Below are 21,073 nucleotides of genomic sequence, written 5' to 3'. Positions count from 1 at the left end.
TTCCGTGATGCTGAATCTGCCTATCAAAAACACAAAAGCCCTGATATGCAGGAATCGATCGAGGTTATGACAGAAATTATTGTCTGCAAATTGCAGCAACATCCACGATTATTTGAAGAAATTACCAAGCGTGGCGGTGTTGAATGGCTTAAGCAATGCCGTCATATTGTTGGAGTCAAAAATAGTCGTTGGGAAGGCTACGGATTAGAAAGCAATTTCATCCTGTGCTTAGTATTTGCCTATCAACTGTGCAGTGAATAGCGTGATTGCCGGGTCGCTCCCGGTCTTAAATTATGTCTAAGCCTAAGTCTGAAATCAAGTTTGCGATTCTTAAGGCGAGTTATTGGGTTGGCAGTGCTACTGAATATGGCTGCGTTTACTGGTTACTCGAAATGAAAGGGATGTGGAGTCAAGAATTTGAAGCAGCCCATTTCTTTGATAGTCGATCGGAAGCTCAACAACGATTAGTTCAAGAGAACCAAGATTCTGAGCATCCTCATTGTTCCATTATTGAGGTTGAACTTTACCGTGATTAAGTTTGAATGCTTCGCTTTGAGTTGATGAGTTTAATCAATTAAGGAATAAGATTCATGGCAATGCAAGTCGAACAAATCATGTCAATCATTGCTGGTGCTGAAGAAACACTGCGACTTTTACTAAATCAGCCCGAGTACCACACGATCGCCAGCCGTGAGAATTTTGTCACACAAAACGAATTAGGTTTGGCAGATGCTATTCAGGCACTCAGTGAAGTTTATCAAGCGATTCAAGTATCTGAATGCGATTCAGTCAATGCTGTCGTTAGTTCTGAACTACCACCGAGCGGAATTTCTCACTAATTAATCAGCGCATAGCCGGGCCGCTCCCGGCAGCTTCATGAAAACTAAAACTGTTGAGTGGAATCCGCCCACTGCTGAAGAATTGCCATGTAATTGGTCAGTTCAATCGATCGGTGATGATGGCGGAGCTTATAAAAGTCGCGACGGTTTGCTTGTAATAATTTCTTGTTCGATCGAGAAAGACGGTCATTGGTGGGTTCACCTGTCTCTGTCGCGAAAGAAATCAGTTCCGACCTGGATAGATTTGGTCAAAGTCAAAGAGATTTTCTTGGGTGCGGACGCTTTGGCACTTCAGATTCTGCCTGCTCGATCCGAATGGGTAAATGTTCATGAGTTCTGCCTCCACCTTTATCAATGCCTTGACCAACGACCAATTCCCGATTTTCGCAAACTAGGAACCATCTAAAATGACACTCGATCCAAATGACATGAGAACCTACCCGGTTCAACAAAAACCATGCAAAACTTGTCCGTTTAGTGGTGAAAAACCATTACCCCTCTGTCCATCAGATTTGGCAATATACTACGAAAACTTGATGGGGAATGGGCAACACATTTGTCATAGCACGAATAACACCAAAATCTGTCGCGGTGGACGAAACATTCAACTAAAATGGCTCTGTTCGATCGGTTTCTTAGCTGAGCCGACTGACGAAGCTTTCAACGAAGCAGTAAACTGGGCGTTAAATAATAAGGATTCAGCAACGTCAACGACCCATCACTAAATCTTAGATTCTAGTGAGGGCTTGAGAAATCAAGTCCATAGTTGACCCGTCTAAGTTCCTTGAGAGCTACGTTATCTAGGCCACAGCACCCGAGAATGCTTCAACAGTTCTCGGCTCTGCTGTCAGTTATTAAACGTCCGATTTGGGTTTAGGCAGTGTGGCTGACCTCGACACCGCCTAGATAACATTGACCAGTTGAACTTTACCCTAGCAATAGGAGCTTTCAAAGGTCCAATAGAAATGCAGTTTTTGTAATTGATGCCGATCGCCTGTTGCCGGGGAATGTACCGGGGTTGGACGATCGATGAAGCAACTGTTGGCAAAATATTCTTACCAACCATGATCGCTGCAATCATGTTTCGCTTGTGGCAATCGTGGCCGCATGAGTTTGTGGTGTTAAGTGTGTGGCCTCAAGGCGCGTTTTGGGTGTTTGTTGGAGGATTAGTCGGCTGCACTTCCAAGTGGGGTGTCGAGCGAGTCTTTTCCCGTTGCTGATAATTATCGTTGCGAACCATCGCCTCAAACCGAATCGTCCATCCACCCGCACTCCGGGCAATCCCAATGCACCGGAGGGATTTCGGGCGTTGCTGAATACAAGTATGAATTCAAGATTTCCCAATTGCTATAAGCCAAGTATGGTGAGTTCTGTAACATCAAGCGAAAAGTTGATTCATACCCTGATTCAGCAACGCCTAAAAAACTTTCCCAGCCCCCTTGACATTGAAGTCGGGTATAGGGTTTAGGCTAGTTTCAGAGTTCAAAATGAGAAGTTTGAGATGGCAAAGCGTATAGTCGAAGTTTTTACCGCTGGGTGTCCTTTATGTGATGAAACCGTTAAGTTGGTGAGGGAGTTAGCCTGCCCGAACTGCGAGGTGCAGGTGTACGACCTACGCGAGGGTTGCGCTACTAATGAGTGCCGTGAGAAAGCAAACCAGTACGGCATTCACCGCGTCCCTGCTGTTGTTGTAAATGGCAAGCTTGCTGAGTGCTGCTCCAACCAGACTCCAGTATCCCGCGAAGCACTTGTGGCTGCTGGCATTGGGCAAGGATAGAGCAAGTATGGGGAAGGAAACTATCTTTCCCCATCACCACAACAAAGGAGATGGTACGAAAGTGAAACAAGGTCTATTGATAGGTGATTTGGGCAAGCAAGTAAATCTCCCCACTCAAACGATTCGCTATTACGAACGCTTGGGACTACTCAAGCCACCTGAGCGAACACAGTCACAATATCGTATCTATTCAGAAGAAGCGTTAGAACGTCTGCGGTTTATTCAAAAAGCTAAGCACTTCGGACTTTCCCTAGATGAGATCAAAAAGCTCATTGACATCAGCGCCCAAGGTACTCCTCCCTGTGCAAGCCTTAAGGCAATGGTAAAGCAGCATCTAGATGAGTTGGAGTGCCGTATTGAGGAAATGGTTAAATTTCGCCAGGATTTGGCTAATCGGTATTCAAAGATTGAGGCTTTGGTTGAAGAAGAGTCAACCACACCGAACAATGTCATCTGTGGTAGCACAATCTGTCGGCTGATTGAGCAAGAAAACTATACCCCCCGAAACATTACCAGCGAAACAGTTGTTAAAGAGGGTCTTAAGCGTTGATATGCGATCGCACTCAGGGATTTTGGGCATGGCGGGGGTGTTGGGGTTTTGGTTTGGGTTTAGTTTCGCAAAAATGGGGGTGTTGGGAGCGATCGCACTCGCGTCAAGACACCGTTGCGTTACCCGCATCAAGGATACCTCGCAAAAACTCGACTAATTCAGCAAAGCTATCGGGGTTATTTTCAAGCAACCATTCTGTAAGCATGATTGAGTGTTTGGTTTTCCTAAACTTGACCCGCACGAACGATAGCTCGGCAAACAGCACATCGAGCAGTTTGGCTGCGTTAATATTTTTGTCAACGTATTGGGGATTTGATAGCTCCTCTGGAGTAGCATCTTTAGAGAAACAATCCTTCTTCTCCTTCAACTTATCTTTATTGCTTTCCAGCCTTTCTCGAACAGCTTCGCTGGTAAGATCGTGTTCTCGTCCCGCATCGTCTTGATTGAGAACGGCTGCTATAGCATCGGGATGCAGCAGGTAATTTTCATACATACACCTTTCGAGAAAATGAACTGCTTCCGAGCTTCTTTTCTGCAAATCCGCGCGATCCTGTTTAGTTCTATTTTCCCGGTCAAACACAAATCCAACAGCAGGAGGGTACAAATTATTCCCACCGCTGAGCCGTTGGTATAGGTCAAACATAACATCAACAAAGTGAGCTTTCTTTCCCAATAAATCCCCCGTGTTTTTGATGCTGACAATTTTAGTTCCTGTCAAAAGTTCGGGAGCTAGCTCGGACAATACGAGCGGGAAGCACAGTTCCTCGGTCGGCCCTTCCACCCACAGAATGCTATCGGCACCGAAAACGTCAGACAAACTCACTCCCAGTTCAGCTAAAAGAGAGCGCTGTTCCCTAATATCTCCGGCATTCATCGTTGATGCTTGGGTTTCGCCATCCTCATATCGAAGCTTCACGATAGTTGAGGGATTGGCAGCAGCAATAATCTCAGCCGAATGAGTGGTAATAAAATACTGGTGTTGCGGAAACTCTTTGAGGATTTGTATCAGCTTCTTGGCAGCGCCTGGATGCAAATAAGATTGGGGTTCGTCAATAATAATCGGTCTGGATTCTGGGGAAGCCAGTATCGCGTAAAGAATCGCCAGCACTTGACCGGTGCCAGTCCCGCAGTCTGACAAGGAAAATGCCAAATCCTTTCTCTTGCTTTCGGCGGCTTTTGCGGGCCAAAGCAATATTTCAACAGGGTTGGGTTCCCGAGAGTGCTGCTTCGAGAGAATTTGAGTTGAAACTGACGCGAACTGAGGAAACATGGTAGAAACATAGTCATTGAAACGCTCGTACAGCTCTTCTTTACCTCGCGACTCTAATAAATGAATAACTTCGGCTAGGTTTGAAGCCCTTGGATTAAGCTCTTCATTGTTTCCCACAGAGCATTTTCCAATGAACCGCTGGGCTTGAAGTTGGGAAACGCAGTTTCTGAATTTGTGAAAAAGTGTTACGAAAAAATCTTCACTTGTATAGTTAGAGTCTATTTCATTAGTTTCTTTGTAAAATGTAAAACGACCGCTTTCGTCTTTTTTAATAAGATTTCTGTTTCGCTCTCTTGAAAATCCCGACCATATTTTACTTGGTTGGTAGTATGTTAATTCAATAGCCGGCTCTAAATCTTTGATTGAAATGTTATCCCGGTTTACTGAATTAGCCGTTAATTTTGAAACACTTAACTCTACATCATTGGGATTGTCCATCCACTTTTGGAATAAAACAAGCACTTCGGATGGGGGTAAGGACGAATCGCGAGCAGAAGATAATTCTACATAGCAGTCTGCTGATAAATCATCGAAAAGGCGATGAATTTCTGCTTTTGTGAAGATTAAAGTTAATTTAGCGGTAGATTCTCGGTTCGGCGTTGAATTGGGTTGCGGGAACGTTTCGATAGTGCGGTGCGGGCTTGTCTCAAAGCTCAGGCTCAAAGCTTTCAGCAGCGCTGTTTTTCCTGAATTGTTGGCTCCCACAATAATGTTGATGCCAGGTTGGAATTCTAATACCCCAGAATCCTGGAAGGATTTGTAATTAAGTAACTGGAAACGGGAGATGTACATAACTGTGTTTTTGAGGAAACGATACTTGAGCGCTCCGAGCCTGGTGCGGTAGCGAGGCGGGCTGACTACACTTAAATTCAAACACAAACATAGTCTGGTTGGAGTAAAAAAGCGATAAATTTTCACATCGGCACTTCAAATTCGAGTTACGACCATTGGGAAGATGTGCTTTATCCACCACCTACCGCCTCGCAAAGAGTTCGATCGCTACATTCAGCAATATCAAACAGTCGAAGTTAATAGCACCTGCTACCGCAGAGATTAACAGCAAGACTGAAACGACAAGGGTGATGATCGAGAAGCGCAGAACGATCGGGCGATCACGGAACAATGATTGCACCCTTCGATATCTCGCAGCAATTCTCCTCTGATTGTTGGCAGCCCCAATCACCGGACACAGATACTCTTTGCAGTTTATTTATTACTTGAGTTTGTTCCGTGCATTGAAATTGTTATGCAGTCTTGAATATCTTTAACTCTGGTCCAGTTATCCAACTCTTGATTGATACGTTTTTCGTAATCAAGTGTAGTCACTGGCACCAACATATTCCCGACAAAAATGTGTTCGACATTGGACATCCAGCCAGTATTTATAACCCACCTGCCATTGATCTTATTCTCAGGGTTGCCCATAACTTCAATAGTGCAGTCATCTATAACAGCTTGAAAAAAGTCGGATCTGACGTTTTCCGCCTCGGAGTGAGATATTTTTCCTTTTGCATATTTCTCTAGTCTGCCAAAAATCAATACTGCACCGTCGTGGCTTGTAATAATATCAATATCGCTAGTAGATGGCAGGCAATCTCTCAAATATAGATTGCAACCACCCACAATAGCCCATATACACTTTAATCCATCTAAGTGCTGAACTATTTTTTTAACGGTAGATATCATGTCGTTTTTCCTCTTCTTCAAACGAGTATTTCGACACATCTTTGTTACCAACTTTTGCTCTCATTTTCTCAATCTTTCGCCAGAGCACTGATGACAAATGAGGTGCGTCGCGGTTGATATCGTTCAATTGCTCTCGGTATTTTTGAACTACCAGTCTAGCTTGTTCTAATGTTGAGTTATCTGGAAAATCTGTTTTCCAATTCTTGCAGGCTCTCCAGAGCGTATGGTATCTCTTGGCTGCCTGTTCATGAGTAACAGCCTTATCTTTGAATCGAAAAACGTGTTCAATGATTGTCAACACAGATACAATAATAGCTAAAACCGTAGGAGTTGCCCTTACTATTGAATTATCTTTAGGAAGAAAACCCTCGAATTGAGTGCTCAACAACCAAGCTGTTATGACGGTGAGTCCGAATGACTGGAAATAGTAGAGTATATTTGCTTTTTCATAATAGTAGTCAGCAAGGTCGAAGTGCGCTCGTTTGGAATCATGACAATCCACTAGATGCCGTTGGAACTCATCTTCTATTTGTTGATATAACGAATCAGTATTCATAAGAGGTACTACAGACGCACTATTTTGTATTCATGCCCCGTGCAGCACTGCTTCATAACGGGCGTGCTTACCGAACGCAGATGATCTTGATCTTAGCAAGGCAACCAACCATTTTGGAACGTTGCAGTGCAGCGTGTTTATTATACCGTGCCAATCAACTGTGTCAAGGGTTTTGCGTCAATTGCTGAACTAAAGATTCAGCAACTTTATTCATTTGTTCCTCATCTTTGTTCCTCAATCGTGAATAAAGCCAGTCCATAATAAGTGGACTGCGCCGCCGATTATCATAAATTTGCGTTTGCAAGCTGTATGATTCTCTCTCCAGGTCTTGCGGAGTGTACCTTCCACTGATTACCTCTTGGACAAGTACCTCTGCGTTTTCTCTCAGCCGATCAAGTCTGGTAGCAGCTTCGTTATGTTCAGTGTATTGACGTAATCCAAAGACGAAAGCTGGAATTAATGGAACTAGAACAGCCAGTAGGAACTTTTCAAGGGTTAAGCCTCCAATCAAACCGATCAGAAGAACAATCATTGTCAAAGAAACCAAGATAATGATTATCCATTTAGAGTAACGGCGACGCAATTGAGCATCCCACCTAACGTTAGAACGTTGACAAATAATTCGTGCTTGATGAATTGGCAACTGCCCAACACTAACTGGATACCAATCCTGGAGTTTCGTAAAGTCTATATTTTTACGTTTATATCTATTAGAAGCATCAATAATCGTTTCTGGCTCAACACGAAATCCACAGTTTAGCCTGGCCCAATTGAACTGAAGAATCTCACAGTCAAATAGCTGTTGAATCTTTGCAGCTTTCTCCTGGATAGATTTTTGTAACCGTGAAAATACGAGAAGTTCCAGGAATGTAGCAATAATTCCCCACAAAGCAGCATAGACAGCGAGAGCAGGAAATAGAGCAACCAAGATCGACCATGCAATCACTATTGGTACACTAATGATAAGGCTGATTATTTGTAAGTTTTTTGCGTCAGAATAAAGTTGACGCTGTGCAGATAATAGCTCTAACTTACGTTGAAGATTTTGTTCTTGAGGAATATTATTCATGGGTAATTATCTAAATCTTTAACTGAGATGGTTTCTCAAGTATAAATTGGAAAATTTAATCCAAAGATTTCGCCCCATTTTGCAATAGAAAGCTCGTGATCACCGTCATCTTCTAAAGCTCTAGCTTTTGTAGCTCTCAAATAATCAAGAGCTGCTCTTTTGGAGATTTTATCTTGATTCTCACGGCTTAGTTGATTAATATTGCCCTGAATTCCTTTAGGATCGTCAACCGGATAAAAAATTGCAGTATGAATGTATTGCAAGATACCAGGAACTTCTAAATCCAGATATCCAGATGCTTTTGTGTCCTGTTTAGAGTAGAAATCTAGAATCATGTTTTCAATTAGATATGAAGACATTGATGGCATAGTTAATCTTTTGTTCCAATATTTCATCAATCTGATTGCATTCAATACATTGCCGTTGTGAAGTCGATTAATATCAGTAACTCGATTTCTGTCAATTCTTGGATCAGTCTTTTTCCAATGTCCCTGACCATCAGGAATAAGATAATAATCCTTGTTGAACCAGTCCTTTTGTGTAATAAAGCAAGGTACAAGGTCGAACGTCCAAGGATAGCTTCTTAATTTAAGAGTCGCAGCCTCCTTGTTACGTTCAATATCTTCAGCTTTTTTATATTGTGGAACTTGATTGAGAAGATTGATAAACTTGTTGATAACTTTTCGTGAACTAAGAGTGTTTGTGTTGTCAAAACACAGTGCTTTCAGTTTATAAGTAGACTCGGAGACGTAAATCTCAATCTTGTTTATGAACTCGTGATAAACCCCTCCTTCGGCACCCAGAGCAATCATTATGTCAATGTCATCAAGTTCCCTTTTTTTGGTACGTCTGGCAAAAGAACCGAAAAAAATGTCCTTTTCTGAATACAAGCTTGGGAAGCTTACGTCTTTACTGGGGAATAGATGAATTTGAGATAATAGCCAATTTCGACTAATTCTAGCTCGTTGAGTTTCATCTGGATCAAGATTGACATAATCTCTTAAGAAAATGCTGAAGGCTTCGTTAACCGTTTTAGCCATGCTTTTCTAGGTAAATTAAAATTCAAGGGATGTGCTACATCTAGCGTTTTTATTAAGCACATTGACGTTAAATGTAGTATTTTTGAAATACTAGCTTTCAAATCCCTGCATATGTACTACTCGAAGGTGCGGATAGCCGTACCTCTCAGTGTTGCCTCAGAGATAACCTTCAGGTTGCGTCCCAACCGAGGACTGAGCGGCATAACTATGTATTCAACGTCAGATGTGCTGGATAACACCTTAGACAGCACCGCAAGTTAAGCAATTCGTTACGTTTGACATAACTACCCCCTGCTTACTGCTCTGCAAGCAGCTTGTAAATCTCACGTTTTACCTGAACCACCAGATCGCGTACTTGATTGGCTTTCTCCAAATTGCCACTTCGAGCAATTTGGGTGACAGCATCATTTAAATCCGTTAAAGAACGTCGCAACTCAATCAATTTAGAAGGCTTAATTTCTGCAAAACTGTCGTAAGCGTTTCTTGAATGAGATTGCTGGTAGCGATCGCCCCTCGCTGTAGGTTGGGTTGAGCCTGTCACGTCCTTGCTTATAAATCACTAGATAACGTGAAACCAAACATGACTCGATTGGGCGACGCGATCGCCCCTCTATAACCAAGTAAACCTTGATACTTAACATCTGCACTTAGAGCTTTTTGAAGTATCTGGCAACTGGGAATAGCTCGAAGCCCACCTTTTCATAGGTGTGACGGGCTCTTTCATGACCAGGATCGCCCCCAGTCTCAACCATAGCAATAGACATCCCAGCATCTTTCATCCAACCCAGAGCAAATTCTATCAAAGCGGTGCCAATCCCTTGACCTTGAAAGTCTGGATCGACAGCAACCATATAAATTTCACCCATGCTGTCCCAAACGTGTAGTTTCACGGGTACAAAGCCCACAGTAGAACCTGCATCGATCGCAACCCATACATTCGTGTCTTCCGCAGCACAGACATCCTCCACAGCTTTTTCTTGGCTCACACACCAATGATTGGGATAGAATGCCTGGTAAACATCCGCGTTCATCGCGTTCTGAATCGAACTCGGACATCCCGATCGCCGATCGCATCCGACTCAACATCACTCAACACTTTTGCTTCCATCCCGTACAAATCATTCAGCACCGCCTTGACGTTCGGAAACGCAAAATACTCTGTCAGCTTGCCAATGCGATAATTAAAAGCTTTGTACCGGTGCTTGAAGTACAGCTCCACATTCCCCCGGTGTTCCCACAGTCCCAGCAAATTGACGGTCACATCCGAGTAATGCGCTTTCACATCCCGCTGCACTTCCGCGATGCGTTCCTCGATCGATCGAGTTGTTACCCCAATTTTATAGAAGCAGCTTTCGTCAGCTTTTACCTCAAGGAAGTAGAGCGAGTTCACCAGAATCCGACGAAGCTGTGCTCGATAAATCAGCAAATCAGCCCGCCGTTCATCCAAACAAGATAAACCCGCAGCTTCAGCAATCTCTACAGAGCCTTCCAACGAAGCCAGCTCCGACAGCAGCAAAGGTTCCTGGACTTTGTTGAACAGCGCCAGGGGAAGTGCGCCGACGGGGATTTTGCCGAGGTCGGTAAACTGATAAGTGCGATCGCCCTCCGACTCTAGCAATCCTTTCAATTGCCACCGAAAGTTTACCAAGTCTTTGGGAATGCCGTAGTCCTGTGCGCCGTACTCTTTCCACAGCACTTTCAATTGCTCCAATTCCTCACCCTTAAGCTGGATGGTGAAGTTGTCATAGAGAGGCAGCGATGGGAAAGCTCTGGTTTTAATCCGCTGCGACACGGGCTTGCAAGTGTCCTCGGTGTGCGCGAAGTGATGTTCTTTCACTTTCCCCTTTTTCGCTGTCAATCCGCCACCGCAGTAGAGGCAAGTTAGCTGAGTTTTTCCGCGCACAACTTCATCAATGCTCGCCAAGTTACCGTCGGGAGCAACACCAAATTTAAGCCACATAGTCAAAAGTTCTCCTAAAAGCAGGTTTTCGTAGATGCACCTGCTCCACACGATCGAGAATTGTAACAAATCCAGGGGTGAGAACTTCTGGCTTGGTGAGTAAAGCGATCGACACTCGATGCTCTTGATGCGTGACTTTAATCCTTGCATCCAAAATCTAAAATCTAAAATCTAAAATCTAAAATTGCTCGTCACCAATCGGGAATTTCTTCAGTCCGAGTCTGATAGGTATTGTGAGAGTTGCTCTCTCGCTAACGGCACAGCGGGCAATTCATGCTCTAATCCGCTACTTGGTTCAAGACCGGACTGGACAAAATTAGCCCGTTCCTTCGCTGACCGTCATACAGCGCGATCGCACAAATTTGTCTGGTAAGCGTGATTATGGTTTGGTTCGGCTGCTCTGGGGTAATGCTTTGAGACGAAACAACCGGGGCCGCCACCAACAAGCCGTTACCGAAATGCTTGACTCTATGTTTTGAATGTTTTTACAGGGTTGTCTCAGTAATTCGTTGATTAGAGCTTGTTTTTGCCTGCCATCAAGTCGAGGATTTGGTGGCGTTTGACCTTTGTCTGTCTGTGGGGTTGAGTTTTGAGGTGGTGGCGATGATGTTACAAAGGCTGAGGGAGAAGGAACCGGAGTTTACAAATTCGGTTTCGCTAAGGCGGTTTATGTTGTGTTGGGATTCATTCATAGCGATCGCTCGAACTGGTAGAGTTTGGTAATACACAACCAACTTGAGTGGAAAACCAGAAATAAGGGGGAGCAAGACCCTTTCATTCTAGAATTTAAAAAAATCTCTAACTCTTGTACAATCAGATGTTTAATAATGATTAGCTTTTACGTTTAAAGAGATATCTATCAATCCTTAATCTGAGAATAATTCTTAGATGCTAGTTCTGCTAACTTGGAACGCAAATCCTTACGAAGAAGCTTCTTTTGGCTTTTAGTTAATTCATTAGTGACTGAATCCTCCTCAAGCCCTGTAATACCAGCATGACCCTCAGCACCAGGGCGAAGGTCTTTAACACTTTTATCTTTGACTTTACAGTAAATGTAAATATAAACCCAAATAACATTTAATAGATTAGGATAAACGCATTGTCCAGAATTTGCTTGAATTTGACGAATTTCATTAACTTTAAGATAGAGAACTAATTTCCGAGGCGAGTCTGTTGGAAGAAATTGGTAAGCTTGTTCAGGGGTTGTAAGATAGTCCACCCAAACGCTCAGGTGAGGTGGAACAGATTTTTTATCTTCTGTTGATAAAATAAAATCGAGTTCCAATTGAGCCGCTGAGATGTTGCCATTTTGTACAAAATCTAGGGGTGGTCGAATAAGTCTAAGGACGTAGCAAGCATCCGGGACTGGGGCTAAATTAGCTCCAGCCGATTTTATCTCAAAGAACTCACTCACTAAAGAACGAACCTTTATTCAAAATATTAGCCGAAAAACCCTGTTCAAGCGTAGTATCTTCTCCCCAAACTTCTCCAGTGTTTCTATTTCGATAGAAAAATTCTATTTCACCAGAGCCAAAGATTTCGCACTCTAAATAGTGTTCAGATTTTGACCATGTGTACATGAAATTATCTCTTAAACCTGGACAAGCATCTGGCACTTCTAAGCATAGCCCGGTTTCTTCAAAAAAACGTTTGAGTGCTTCCCACACAAACCAGGATAGATTGAGAACTCCTTCTGTAAAGCCTGCATCTATTTCCTCTTTTACCTCACTTTTTAGTGAATCAAGATATAGTCGAAGTCTCTGGGCTCGTTGTCTCTGATAATTTTTAGCTTCAATCTTTTTATGAATACGGGGTAAATTATTGGATAAATCATTTATCGGAAGTGAAAAAAATTTACTACGTCGTTCTTTAATATTAGTTTTCGGCAAACTATCGTAAGTGCTCGAACCAATCTCTACCTGTTTTGGAAGGTAATTGCCATAATATTTATTACCTTCATAAGTCCCAGGCTCTACCGATATCTGTGCTAGTGAACGAGTTGATTTAATTATGCGGCTAGAAGTAGCACGATAGTTTTTTTTATTATTAATGAGTGGGGTTGTCAAGAAAATCGTTTGCTCTTCTGGTTCTTGTTTTTTTAATGGAGGGATAATTACAGTCATAACTTTACTCTCCCCTCTTCCAAACGGTTGTCTGTATTTTTTTATCAGTTAAATCCGCAAATGTCTGGACAATCCATTCATGTGCTACATCAAACCAACTTTGCATAGAATCCAGAGAATTATAATTGCCCATTCCATGCACACTTAGTTCAAATAAAATAGTTGGGTGATTGTTGAGAATAACATTCCTAATAGATATATGTAATCTGCCCAATTCTTCCGGCAAGTCAAAAGTTGTGTCCCAGTCAATATTCTGAGGTTTTGGAAGAAAGCGCTCTAAATCTACCTGCCATTTAAAGTCAGGGAAAATTTTACCTATATCCTCAAGAGTTTCCCATGCTTCTCCTTGTGGAATTTCATTAACATAACTTAGTTCATATTGATGTATCTGAATTTTACCTAAATCGCCCTCTTCTATGAAGGAATTAAAGCGGTTTAAATGAGCTTGAAACATTTTAATGAGACTTCCATACCTGGGATACTCACTATCTGAACTAATTTTTCTCCAGTTATGAATAAATCGGTCACGTTGAACTTGGATAACCCTTGTTTCATCAGAACTAATGAACCATACTCTTGGCAAAGGAATAATATCACTCAGTTCTATCGAAGCTTCAATAATTCGATTATTGACAACTTCTAGTCTTGGTGCCAATGGGGCAACGTCGCTGCAAAACGGGTAGTCAGGTTGAAACCTCTGCCATAACAAGCCAATATGGGGACTAAGAAAAGCTTCGATAGGGTCAAACTGAACACTACAAACCACTTCGTTAACAGGTGGTTGATCATAAGATGGCAATTGTCTGGTGTTCACGCTGACTGTCACGCTGTCTCCTTTAGTTACCCGAACAAACTACTCTATAGATTTATGCTCTACCATTCAGCCTAACGGAAAATGAACCTGATTAGTTAATTATTTAAAAAATTGACTCACACCTCGATATTTTTATAGATCATAAGCGTCTTCTTATCCCGGGGCAAGGCTATCAGTTTTTTCAGTTTAGGTTGTTCATGTCAGGCTTCCGAATTTTAGTAGCATCTTAGGATTTTTGGTAGTCCCTCATCTCCCCAAAACCCAGAAAACACCTTTGACACCACCTATTCACCTATAACGCCGGAACTTTAAACCTAGCTCCACAGTTGGGACACTCCGACAGCAACCGCAACTGATGTTGATCGCACCCCTGCATACTCTTAAACTGCTACTCAATCTTATGACAAGGGGACTCAGCATAACACGCCCCACACAACCGAATCGGTTCCAACTTCATCCCTACTCCAAGAGACGGTAACACTCCCTGTAACCCTTGGATTGTACTTACCCATACTCAGTAGCTACGAGCTATCAGACAAAGATTCGAGATTATGGATTTTAGCGGATGATTACCCGTCAACTCTTCTCAACCGTGTCTAATCTGTGCGAGGTAGTTGCAGGCGATCGAACCCTTGCCATAGCCAGCAAGTACCTGATGTAGGAGCAAGGGTTTGGGGCTGTCTATCAGGATATTGCTCTATCCTGACCTAGATTTTTTGGTACGCCCGCCCTAATGAAGCTGTAGCGGTTTCAACCCCTAGGCTGGAAAATATAACAAAGCTGGCAAAGTACCAGAAAAGCAACACGCATTAAACCAACAAAACGACCTATGACACTTGGCAAGCTCGAACTCATCATCAAAATTAACGAACTTCCTACCAACCTACAAACTAATAAAGACAACTGGAAAACCTTTGAGCTTGACTGTGACGACCGGGTAGTGTCCGTTAGTGTTAAGCCAAAAATATGGAAGAAGCTTGAAGATGCTGCTGCCAACTATCCCATGTGGGTGGCTGCTATCGGTGGCAAGATGGGTGAATCAACCCCTAACGGCTTTGTGCTATCAGACCCAAGTATCCAAGTCTTTGAGAAAAAACCAAAGGAACCCAAACCTGAAGCAGAGCAGTAAAAGGTTCGATCGGCTGCACGATCGGCAAGTGCCGGAGTGTGACTGGCGGCAAGGCGATCGGGCTTTTTGTGTTCTAGTACGAAAAGTCTGATCGACGCGGCAAAAGCTGTAATGCTGCGTTGATCGGCTGCACGGTTCAGTCAGAATAGCGCATATTTACTGGCTGAAGCCTAACCTACCAATATCTAAATTGTCAGGTGGCTGATGGCGGATGCGGCAAGGCTCTCTGCCCGTTGCTGGCTCTGGCGCAGGCTAGCTTCAAGGTGGTCGCAGAGTTTCATCAGTTCATCGACTTTAGCGACGATGCGTTTTTGTTCGGCTAAAGGTGGAAGAGGAACTATAAAGTTATAGATTTTTCTGAGGACAAGGTTTTTATTGCCTACTCCTTCTGTCCCAGCTTCTGATTGAGCTTTTACGAAAGAGGAATTCAGTAAATATTGGAGAAATCTTGGGTAAGTGAATTCTGGAAAATGCTTCAACAGCGCAATGCTTACAAAAATACTAAATTCTTGATGAGTATCTATCTCTACCGCAATACCAGTCGTTCCAACTTTCGTCAGAAGAATATCTCCGTACTCTGGTTTACATCTGACACATAACTCTTCATGAGCTTCACGAGTTATGAACCTAGTGTTAGAAAAATCTAGACAACCGCCAGAAACATTTTTCACAGAGAGAAAAGGTACACCCGATCCAACATATGTAGGAGTGTGATGCGTTCCATCAGAAATCAACCAGCAAAGTTCGTGAAGTCTAACCCATTTCCAAGTTTTGGGTATTGAGAATGGGATTTCCTTGTCATTAAAAGGCAAACACTCCTTCTTTTTAGTTGCTTTTTTATTAGAGTAAAGAAGTTGTTTTGATTCTTGAATCTCTTTAAATATCTTGTGAGCAGGTTCATCTTCCGATTGTTGACAAACAAGATTACCACGTATAGCTAAGTTAAGAATGCTTTGGCGTAAGCTGCTTACATCTCCGGAGTGTTGGCTGAGGTTCTGCCAGTTGTCGCGGACAAATGCCCAAGCAGCATCCAACTCCTCATCAGTTTCAGCGTTCATGAGGGAGGCGATCGCACTTCCCCTCAGTTTTTGCCGCAGGTTGTCTCGCGTTTGCTTGGCGGCTTCGTAGCGATCGCACAACCCCATCAACTCATCCACCTTCTCAACAATCCGCTTCTGCTCAACAATAGGTGGAACTGCAATCAATATTTGAGATAGTTGGTCTTGATTTACTTTTGGCATTGCCAAACGGTTATCGCTTGAAGTGACTTGAATCAGGAAAGTTTGGGACAACATATACAAAAGTAAATAACGGGGGTACAGACCTGTAGATATTGGATACATATCTGCGCTACAAAGCCCCTCAAAATCTACGAGCACTACTTTATTAAGGTTAGGACGGATTTTAGAATAGATAAGTTGACCTGGGAAAAAGCGATGCTTTGCGCTGGTTACTTCATCAGCAAGAACTGTTTGATATTGCAGTAACTTACCTGTATCTTTTTCTATATGATTGGGAGCAATATGTGGATAGTGTGAAAAGTCATCTGGCTTAACTAGATTCGATTCAATTGATGCAACATCCACAAATCTTACCCAATTCCATTTGATGGGAATCCTATAAGGAAGTTCCTCAGATAGAGGAAGTGCCTTTTGCTGTTTACGTATCCTTCCTTCCTTCTGTAATTTTTTGACTCGATTGCGTATGTCATCAATGTCAAACTTTGCTTCACGATCCTCTGGATTTTGTGGCACTAGCTTTCCCCGCACTGCCATCTCTAAAATAAGCGATCGCAGTTTTGGAATACCACCGGGAGCTTCCGCGATCGCATCAAAGTTTTCTAAAAACGTCTTAAAATCCATTAACTGTCACCTCGTTCCAGGGCTGCTACCAAACTGTTTTTCAAGGCTTGGCGGTCATTCTCTGCCTTAATAACAGCTTCCTGATATTGCTTCAGCAGTGCTATTGGGTCTTCGTGGATATTTTCTGGGGCGTTAGGGTTCTTGATATCTAAGTTGTAGCCATTGGAAGCGATGGTTTCAACAGACACCTTCCAGGCATATTCAGTTTCCTCGCGGTTCTCCCACCAGGCTTTCTCGACATCAAACTCCTCAATCCGCATCGGCTTGGTCTTGTTGTAAGACTTCGCCCCCGCTGGGTAAGGATGCTCGTAATACCAAACCTCTGTAGTCGGTTCGCCTTTGGTGAAAAATAAGACATTGGTGCGAATGCCAGTGTAAGGACTAAACACCCCATTCGGAAGCCTGACAATCGTGTGCAGGTTACAGTCGCGCAGCAGCTTCTGTTTTATGCGGGTCTTGATGCCTTCTCCAAACAACGTACCATCCGGGAGAACGATCGCCGCTCTGCCCCCATCCTTCAGCAGTTCCATCACCAGCACTAAAAACAGGTCTGCCGTTTCCCGCGTCTGAAACTCGCTAGGAAAACCCCGCTCAATTCCATCTTCTTCCATGCCACCAAAGGGCGGGTTCGTCACCACAATATCCACCTGGTCATCGCGCCCATAGTCTCGGAGCGGTTTGCGGAGTGTATTGTCGTGCAGCACAGTCGTCGGCACCTCAATGCCGTGCACCATCATGTTGGTCACACAAAGCAGGTGAGGCAGTTGTTTCTTCTCCACACCCAGAATACTCTGCTTCACCCGTTGTAACTGTTCAGGCGAATTCACTTGTTTTTTCAGATGTTCATAAGCACAGGTCAAAAAGCCACCCGTACCGCAGGCAGGGTCAAACACCTTCTCGCCCAGTTGTGGATTTACCATATCCACGGCAAACTGAGTCACCGCACGAGGCGTATAAAACTCTCCGGCATTCCCGGCACTCTGAAGGTTTTTGAGAATTTGTTCGTAAATGTCACCAAAGACATGGCGGGTCTGGGACTGGTTAAAGTCAATGCCTTCGTTAATCTTGTCTACCACCTGCCGCAGCAATGTACCCGACTTCATGTAATTGTAGGCATCCTGAAACACACTCCTGAGCAGTTTGGCTCGTTCTAGAGCGACTCCTTCGAGGTCATCAACCGCCAGTTCCTTGAGTGTGGGAAACAATTGTCCATCAACTAATTGCAACAACTCCTCTCCCGTGGGTGCATTCTTGCCCAATTTTTTGCTATCTGCCCACTCATCCCAGCGCAGATCCAAAGGCAGCGGTGAATCGTAGTTATCATCATTCAACTCCAGCTCGGCATCCTGGTCGCTAAAAATTTTGTAGAACACCATCCAGCCAAGTTGACCAATGCGCTGGGCATCGCCATCCACCCCGACATCTTTCCTCATGATGTCTTGAATCGATTTAATGGTGGCACTCAGCGACATAAAAACGTCCTTCTCAAAAGATACTAAGAAACAGTTGTACTCTAGTTGGGTAACAGGCTCAAGCCCCTCGGTTTTCGTACAATAGGGACTCCAGCTCTCGAATCGCGGCTTTGTACTGCTGTTTGTTACCAAAGCTGCGGACGAGCTCCATCGGAGTTCCCAGTTTGGCAAACGGGTCAAGCTGTAAGACAGTCGTATCTTCGATCGCGATGATGCCCCGATCGGCATACTTATCCAATAGAGCATTCAATACAATACAGGCAGTTGCACCATATTTGGCAAAGACATCCCGCTTCCGTACTTTATCGGCCCGTTCTTTACGAGTCAGGGGCGGACGGTCAAAGGCAACATGGCAAACTAAGTCGAAAAGGTCATAGTCCTTACCGACCATATCCTCCAAAGCTTCTAGAATCACCCCATGCCCTTTCAGCTCTTCAACAATTGCTTGTTTGCGATCAGCTTCATTCCACTTTTTGAGAAAATGGTCGAGAGACTGGTATGCCTCGCTGACAGTTCGACGAGTATAATCCTTTAGCGACTCTGTAGTTAGTTGTCCATCCTTGTTGTAATAGCTCACCCGTTCCTTTGCTACCTCAAACTCCTGCCGACCGACTCGATACTTGATACGAACTGACAAGTCAGTGTCGGTGCGATCGTCATTATCGCCCACGTCCTCGCCATCATCATTGCCTTTTGCTTCTGTATTAACGACCGTTCCGGTTGGTTGACTTTCTGTACCAAAGTTTTCATCCTGAATCGGTGGGCCGTCCCAATCCGGATCATCAAAGAGTTGGGTGGCGTTGCGGAAATCAATAATCGTGAAGAAATTCTTGCCATAGTCCGGGCGTAAGCGCGTACCCCGACCAATAATCTGCTTAAACTCTGTCAGAGATTGGATACGGCGATCCAACACAATCACATGGCAGGTTTGGGCATCTATCCCCGTCGTCATTAGCTTAGATGTGGTGGCAATCACTGGATACGTTTCTTTGGGATTGATAAAGTTATCGATTTGAGCTTTACCTTCCTTCTCATCCCCCGTAATTCGCATGACGTAACGATGGTCTTTGAGAACAAACCCTCGATTCAGAGTTACGTTAGCCAAGGCTTCTCGCATTCGTTGCGCGTGGTCAATGTCCTCACAAAACACAATAGTCTTCCGCATGGGGTCGCCATCGTGAAGGAACTGACTGACATATTCCGCGACCCGTTGAGTCCGTTTGCCAAAGGTAATGTTTCGGTCATAGTCCAGCAGGTTATAGTTCCGCTCCTCAATTAGTTGACCGTTATCGTCATATTCTCCTGCTTCTGGTGTCCAACCTTCCAGGTCTTTATCTAAGCCAACTTGTATCCTGCGGAAGGGAGCCAGGAAACCGTCTTCGATTCCCTGCTTGAGGGAGTATTCAAAAATCGGTTCACCAAAGTAATCAATATTTGACACGTATTTGGTTTCCTTTGGCGTTGCCGTCAGCCCTACCTGAATCGCCTCTGAGAAATAATCGAGTACCTGTCGCCAATTGGAGTCATCTGCTGCGCTGCCCCGGTGACACTCATCAATCACCACCAGGTCAAAGAAATCTCGGTCGAATTTCTCGTAGAGGTTATCTCGTTCTTCATTGCCGATGATTGCTTGATACAGTCCTAGATAGATTTCATAGGCGGTAGTAATCTCCCCAGTTTCATTATCAACCAGCCTGCGGTCTAGCTTGGTCATGACCTCACCAAAGGGGCGAAAGTCATTAATAATCGTTTGGTCTACCAGTGCATTGCGATCGGCCAGAAACAAAACCCGTTTGACAACTTTCGTCTTCCACAGTCGCCAGATAATATTAAAGACTGTGTAAGTTTTACCCGCTCCGGTTGCCATCACCAACAAACACCGTCTCTGACCACGAGCGATCGCCTCAATTGTGCGATTGACTGCAAGTTGTTGATAGTAACGGGGTTCCTTCCCGCCAATCTCAACGAAATAGGAGGACGTTAGCAAATCCTGATTAACGGATTGTAAATCCTGCCACTGTTTATAGTGCTGCCATAGTTCCTCTGGTGATGGAAAGGCATTCAGGCCGAGTTGCTGTTCTATCTGAGCGTAGGTTCCACTCTTGTCATGGAATAAGAAGGCATCCCCATTCGAGGAAAAGACAAAGGGAACTTTCAGAGCCTCTGCGTAGGCAAGTGCCTGCTGTATCCCTGCCCCCACACTATGCTTGTTGTCTTTGGCTTCAATGACTGCGATCGGCTGATTTGCTGGGTAATACAGCAGGTAATCTGCCCGTTTCCCAGATCCTCGCACCGCCATCTGACCCCGGACTATCATCTGACCGTCTGTAAAGCTATATTCCCTGCGGATTTGACCCTTTTTCCAACCCGCGTCATAAAGGGCAGGTGTAATGTAGCGATCGCAAATATCGGCTTCACTCAGGTCTTTCTTATTCATTATTTGGCGCCTGAAAGTTTCTCTATAAAATATGCCTAAGAAATTAGCTCCATCAGCACTTATGAACTTAGCTGGCGGAAAGGCTTTTGGGAGAGCTTACATCAAAGCTAACTCATTAGGCAGTATCTCGTACCTGGTAAACTCACGGAATTTGGGTAAGTGAAATGGCTGAAGCGGAGTGACGGGGCGATCTGATTTATGATTGTTCGCGTTATTTGGCGTGTCTAACCGTTAGATATGTTTTTAGTGTAAGAAATTTGCCTGTGAAGGTGTCAAGGTTATCTCCATCGAGTTAGCTCAAGTTAATCCAGAAAAATACTTCGCTCAAATAGCTTTGTGATATGCACTCATCCCTCCAAAAGGCAACCGACACCGCTCAGCTCCTACAACGCCGGAACCTTAAACCTCGCCTCACAGTTAGGACATTCTGACAGCAAGCGTAACTGATGCCGTAGCTTGCGGGGCGGAACGCCATCGCACCCCTGCATC

Annotated in this window: 22 protein-coding genes; 8 read left to right on the top strand and 14 right to left on the bottom strand. The window is 44.0% G+C overall.

Going from position 1 to position 21,073, the window contains the following annotated elements:
• From QUB30_RS31000 to QUB30_RS30970, 7 genes are all read left to right on the top strand, one after another.
• Positions 1 to 261, top strand: a 261-nt coding sequence (locus QUB30_RS31000) for a hypothetical protein (protein ID WP_333341782.1), incomplete at its 5' end; no start/stop codon positions are given.
• A 32-nt stretch (positions 262 to 293) separates the two neighbouring features.
• Positions 294 to 536 carry a hypothetical protein gene (locus QUB30_RS30995; protein ID WP_333341779.1) on the top strand — a complete coding sequence of 81 codons (243 nt, stop codon included), beginning with the start codon at positions 294 to 296 and terminating at the stop codon, positions 534 to 536.
• A gap of 54 nt (positions 537 to 590) precedes the next feature.
• Positions 591 to 839, top strand: a complete 249-nt coding sequence (locus QUB30_RS30990) for a hypothetical protein (protein WP_333341777.1) — start codon at positions 591 to 593, stop codon at positions 837 to 839.
• Between the two features lie 37 nt (positions 840 to 876).
• Complete coding sequence (locus QUB30_RS30985; RefSeq protein ID WP_333341775.1) at positions 877 to 1,245, top strand: DUF7694 domain-containing protein; 369 nt, start codon at positions 877 to 879, stop codon at positions 1,243 to 1,245.
• 577 nt (positions 1,246 to 1,822) lie between these two features.
• Positions 1,823 to 2,059: a hypothetical protein gene (locus QUB30_RS30980; RefSeq protein WP_333341773.1), complete on the top strand. Its 237-nt coding sequence runs from the start codon at positions 1,823 to 1,825 to the stop codon at positions 2,057 to 2,059.
• Between the two features lie 281 nt (positions 2,060 to 2,340).
• The gene (locus QUB30_RS30975) at positions 2,341 to 2,616 is read left to right on the top strand and encodes a thioredoxin family protein (protein ID WP_333341771.1); all 276 of its coding nucleotides are present in this window, start codon (positions 2,341 to 2,343) and stop codon (positions 2,614 to 2,616) included.
• Positions 2,617 to 2,623: 7 nt separating this feature from the next.
• Complete coding sequence (locus tag QUB30_RS30970; RefSeq protein ID WP_333341769.1) at positions 2,624 to 3,166, top strand: heavy metal-responsive transcriptional regulator; 543 nt, start codon at positions 2,624 to 2,626, stop codon at positions 3,164 to 3,166.
• 103 nt (positions 3,167 to 3,269) lie between these two features.
• On the opposite strand, the gene QUB30_RS30965 is transcribed toward QUB30_RS30970, so the two are convergent.
• The 11 genes from QUB30_RS30965 to QUB30_RS30915 all read right to left on the bottom strand — a co-directional run bounded on the left by QUB30_RS30965 (position 3,270) and on the right by QUB30_RS30915 (position 13,696).
• On the bottom strand, positions 3,270 to 5,354 hold the full coding sequence (locus QUB30_RS30965) for an AAA family ATPase (protein ID WP_333341767.1): 2,085 nt from the start codon (positions 5,352 to 5,354) through the stop codon (positions 3,270 to 3,272).
• Between the two features lie 288 nt (positions 5,355 to 5,642).
• Positions 5,643 to 6,122, bottom strand: coding sequence for a nucleotidyltransferase domain-containing protein (locus tag QUB30_RS30960; protein ID WP_333341765.1), 480 nt, complete (start codon positions 6,120 to 6,122; stop codon positions 5,643 to 5,645).
• A complete protein-coding gene (locus QUB30_RS30955) occupies positions 6,106 to 6,678 on the bottom strand; it encodes an SLATT domain-containing protein (protein ID WP_333341764.1) in 573 nt (190 codons plus the stop codon). Before QUB30_RS30955 ends, QUB30_RS30960 begins: the two co-directional genes overlap by 17 nt.
• A gap of 163 nt (positions 6,679 to 6,841) precedes the next feature.
• Entirely contained in the window at positions 6,842 to 7,747 is a 906-nt protein-coding gene (locus QUB30_RS30950; protein ID WP_333341762.1) for an S-4TM family putative pore-forming effector, read from the bottom strand.
• A 35-nt stretch (positions 7,748 to 7,782) separates the two neighbouring features.
• On the bottom strand, positions 7,783 to 8,787 hold the full coding sequence (locus QUB30_RS30945) for a hypothetical protein (protein WP_333341761.1): 1,005 nt from the start codon (positions 8,785 to 8,787) through the stop codon (positions 7,783 to 7,785).
• A gap of 295 nt (positions 8,788 to 9,082) precedes the next feature.
• Positions 9,083 to 9,328: a hypothetical protein gene (locus QUB30_RS30940; protein ID WP_333341758.1), complete on the bottom strand. Its 246-nt coding sequence runs from the start codon at positions 9,326 to 9,328 to the stop codon at positions 9,083 to 9,085.
• Positions 9,329 to 9,434: 106 nt separating this feature from the next.
• Positions 9,435 to 9,818, bottom strand: a complete 384-nt coding sequence (locus tag QUB30_RS30935) for a GNAT family N-acetyltransferase (RefSeq protein WP_333341757.1) — start codon at positions 9,816 to 9,818, stop codon at positions 9,435 to 9,437.
• A complete protein-coding gene (locus QUB30_RS30930) occupies positions 9,815 to 10,747 on the bottom strand; it encodes a GIY-YIG nuclease family protein (RefSeq protein ID WP_333341756.1) in 933 nt (310 codons plus the stop codon). The genes QUB30_RS30935 and QUB30_RS30930 overlap by 4 nt, the downstream gene beginning before the upstream one ends.
• Positions 10,748 to 11,606: 859 nt before the next feature.
• Positions 11,607 to 12,032 carry a hypothetical protein gene (locus QUB30_RS30925; RefSeq protein WP_333341754.1) on the bottom strand — a complete coding sequence of 142 codons (426 nt, stop codon included), beginning with the start codon at positions 12,030 to 12,032 and terminating at the stop codon, positions 11,607 to 11,609.
• Between the two features lie 121 nt (positions 12,033 to 12,153).
• On the bottom strand, positions 12,154 to 12,870 hold the full coding sequence (locus QUB30_RS30920; protein ID WP_333341752.1) for a hypothetical protein: 717 nt from the start codon (positions 12,868 to 12,870) through the stop codon (positions 12,154 to 12,156).
• Between the two features lie 4 nt (positions 12,871 to 12,874).
• Positions 12,875 to 13,696 (bottom strand): TIGR04255 family protein, encoded by an 822-nt coding sequence (locus tag QUB30_RS30915; RefSeq protein ID WP_333341750.1) that lies wholly within the window; start codon positions 13,694 to 13,696, stop codon positions 12,875 to 12,877.
• 817 nt (positions 13,697 to 14,513) lie between these two features.
• Here QUB30_RS30915 and QUB30_RS30910 point away from each other — a divergent pair.
• The gene (locus QUB30_RS30910) at positions 14,514 to 14,813 is read left to right on the top strand and encodes a hypothetical protein (RefSeq protein ID WP_333341749.1); all 300 of its coding nucleotides are present in this window, start codon (positions 14,514 to 14,516) and stop codon (positions 14,811 to 14,813) included.
• A 185-nt stretch (positions 14,814 to 14,998) separates the two neighbouring features.
• On the opposite strand, the gene QUB30_RS30905 is transcribed toward QUB30_RS30910, so the two are convergent.
• The 3 genes from QUB30_RS30905 to hsdR are packed head-to-tail and all read right to left on the bottom strand — an operon-like array spanning position 14,999 to position 20,584.
• Positions 14,999 to 16,675 (bottom strand): restriction endonuclease subunit S, encoded by a 1,677-nt coding sequence (locus QUB30_RS30905; RefSeq protein WP_333341746.1) that lies wholly within the window; start codon positions 16,673 to 16,675, stop codon positions 14,999 to 15,001.
• The gene (locus tag QUB30_RS30900) at positions 16,675 to 18,147 is read right to left on the bottom strand and encodes a class I SAM-dependent DNA methyltransferase (RefSeq protein WP_333341744.1); all 1,473 of its coding nucleotides are present in this window, start codon (positions 18,145 to 18,147) and stop codon (positions 16,675 to 16,677) included. Before QUB30_RS30900 ends, QUB30_RS30905 begins: the two co-directional genes overlap by 1 nt.
• Positions 18,148 to 18,205: 58 nt before the next feature.
• Positions 18,206 to 20,584, bottom strand: coding sequence for an EcoAI/FtnUII family type I restriction enzme subunit R (gene hsdR / locus QUB30_RS30895; protein ID WP_333341742.1), 2,379 nt, complete (start codon positions 20,582 to 20,584; stop codon positions 18,206 to 18,208).
• Positions 20,585 to 21,073: the final 489 nt, after the last annotated feature.

The sequence above is a fragment of the Microcoleus sp. BROC3 genome (assembly GCF_036702515.1).
Taxonomy (GTDB): Bacteria; Cyanobacteriota; Cyanobacteriia; order Cyanobacteriales; family Microcoleaceae; genus Microcoleus.
This window is presented reverse-complemented; position numbering and strand designations above follow the sequence as displayed.

Bases quoted from the DNA above. Each gene is read 5' to 3' on its own strand.
- QUB30_RS30905 (WP_333341746.1), bottom strand. From the start codon at position 16,675: ATGGATTTTAAGACGTTTTTAGAAAACTTTGATGCGATCGCGGAAGCT.
- QUB30_RS30975 (WP_333341771.1), top strand. From the start codon at position 2,341: ATGGCAAAGCGTATAGTCGAAGTTTTTACCGCTGGGTGTCCTTTATGT.
- QUB30_RS30910 (WP_333341749.1), top strand. From the start codon at position 14,514: ATGACACTTGGCAAGCTCGAACTCATCATCAAAATTAACGAACTTCCT.
- QUB30_RS30985 (WP_333341775.1), top strand. From the start codon at position 877: ATGAAAACTAAAACTGTTGAGTGGAATCCGCCCACTGCTGAAGAATTG.
- QUB30_RS30900 (WP_333341744.1), bottom strand. From the start codon at position 18,147: ATGTCGCTGAGTGCCACCATTAAATCGATTCAAGACATCATGAGGAAA.
- QUB30_RS30945 (WP_333341761.1), bottom strand. From the start codon at position 8,787: ATGGCTAAAACGGTTAACGAAGCCTTCAGCATTTTCTTAAGAGATTAT.
- QUB30_RS30995 (WP_333341779.1), top strand. From the start codon at position 294: ATGTCTAAGCCTAAGTCTGAAATCAAGTTTGCGATTCTTAAGGCGAGT.
- QUB30_RS30990 (WP_333341777.1), top strand. From the start codon at position 591: ATGGCAATGCAAGTCGAACAAATCATGTCAATCATTGCTGGTGCTGAA.
- QUB30_RS30960 (WP_333341765.1), bottom strand. From the start codon at position 6,122: ATGATATCTACCGTTAAAAAAATAGTTCAGCACTTAGATGGATTAAAG.
- hsdR (WP_333341742.1), bottom strand. From the start codon at position 20,584: ATGAATAAGAAAGACCTGAGTGAAGCCGATATTTGCGATCGCTACATT.
- QUB30_RS30955 (WP_333341764.1), bottom strand. From the start codon at position 6,678: ATGAATACTGATTCGTTATATCAACAAATAGAAGATGAGTTCCAACGG.
- QUB30_RS30970 (WP_333341769.1), top strand. From the start codon at position 2,624: ATGGGGAAGGAAACTATCTTTCCCCATCACCACAACAAAGGAGATGGT.
- QUB30_RS30930 (WP_333341756.1), bottom strand. From the start codon at position 10,747: ATGTGGCTTAAATTTGGTGTTGCTCCCGACGGTAACTTGGCGAGCATT.
- QUB30_RS30920 (WP_333341752.1), bottom strand. From the start codon at position 12,870: ATGACTGTAATTATCCCTCCATTAAAAAAACAAGAACCAGAAGAGCAA.
- QUB30_RS30935 (WP_333341757.1), bottom strand. From the start codon at position 9,818: ATGAACGCGGATGTTTACCAGGCATTCTATCCCAATCATTGGTGTGTG.
- QUB30_RS30980 (WP_333341773.1), top strand. From the start codon at position 1,823: ATGCCGATCGCCTGTTGCCGGGGAATGTACCGGGGTTGGACGATCGAT.
- QUB30_RS30950 (WP_333341762.1), bottom strand. From the start codon at position 7,747: ATGAATAATATTCCTCAAGAACAAAATCTTCAACGTAAGTTAGAGCTA.